The 1407-nt window shown below is 33.5% G+C and carries 2 protein-coding genes; both read right to left on the bottom strand.

From position 1 onward, the window contains the following. Nucleotides 1-667 (bottom strand): Rpn family recombination-promoting nuclease/putative transposase (locus BUC45_RS09165; protein WP_296971793.1); only part of this gene is annotated, 667 nt, incomplete at its 3' end. Nucleotides 668-743: 76 nt separating this feature from the next. Further along, nucleotides 744-1407, bottom strand: a 664-nt coding sequence (locus tag BUC45_RS09170) for a hypothetical protein (RefSeq protein ID WP_296971795.1), incomplete at its 5' end; no start/stop codon positions are given.

The raw sequence follows: 1407 nt of genomic DNA on the forward strand, positions 1-1407 counted from the left end.
AGCGCATAAGTGTTTCAAAGTATTCTGTTGCTGTTTGTTTATCTTCAAGTTCTTTTAGATATGCTATTGCTCTATCAATAGAATCCCATGCTCCTTTACTACTTTTAGTAAATATGTCTCTTACTGTGGTAAAGAATATTTTAAGTTGTGCTTTTCCTTTTATTTCTTCATCTGTAAATCTTGATATATCATAAAGCAGATATTCATAGTTTGGTATGTATATCTTTACATCTTCAGGAAGCATATCATATCCATTTATCATCTCTTTAAGAGCAGTGCTTGCTTTCCATCTTTCTTTTCCGTGGTATATTACAAGAGGTATTATTATGGGAAGTTTATCTTGTTCTTCTTTTCTAATTTTTGTTTCCCAGATTTCTATCATATACTTTAAAAGTTGAAATGCTATGTCCTTTGATGGATAGCTTTTATGTTCAAAGAGAAAGTAGATATAGCCTTGTGTATTGTTTATGTTTACTTTAAATAAAAGATCTGAAAAGCTTTCTTCTAAGTCCTTGTTGATAAAGCTGTCTTTTTGAGGTTCAATAGTTTCAAGGTCTATAATATTTAATATGCTTTGAGGTAAGTAGTTAGTAAAAAAGTCCTCTGCTACTTCTACATTGCCGAATATTTCTTTAAAGAATTTGTCATGGGGGTTTTGTATTCCCATCTCATCACCTCTTTACTTTATTATACCTTATAATTTAAGAGTATAACAGTAGGTTTTACTTTTTGATACAATTTTACTAATTTTTAAGTAAAACATCAACCTCTCTCTTATACCCATACTTTTTAAGGTATTCAATCAGTGCCCCTTCCATAACCTCTCTTTGAGTTATATTTTTCTCTTTGCTAAACTCTGCAGTAAGCTTTGCCACCATATCGCTCATGTAAATTGCTTTAGTCCTTACAAGCCCTGGCACTACATATCTTGGAATTGTTCCGTCTTCTTTAGTTCCAGATAAAAGCTGGTAAATATCATCCCTTTTTTCATAAAGGAATCTGATAAATGGGATGTATTCATCTATGTCATTTGGCAGGCTTTGGGTTTTTTCTGTTTCCTCTATTACCTCATCTGCTGTTTTTTCTTCTACCTTTCCTATAGTCTTTACATAGTTGCCCTTATAGGCATTCCACTCATAGCCTCTTTTTGCCATGTATTCTGCCATTTCCTTATGGTCTTTAAATCCCTCTTGCTTTGCAATCATCATAGGGTCTGCATTTGCCTTTTCAAAGGCAGTGATGATGCTTGCAACCTTTGTGGGTGCATAGCTTTTAGGGTCCTTTTTGAGTTTATCTGCTATATTTTCCTTTGGCACATACTGCCCGCTTTCGCTGTCATATTTAAAGTTCTTCCTTCTCATATACATGTCAAGGCTTCTATAGTTCTTATATCCCAGCTTTTGTGCA

This window comes from Tepidanaerobacter sp. EBM-38, assembly GCA_001896545.1.
Classification (GTDB): domain Bacteria; phylum Bacillota; class Thermosediminibacteria; order Thermosediminibacterales; family Tepidanaerobacteraceae; genus Tepidanaerobacter.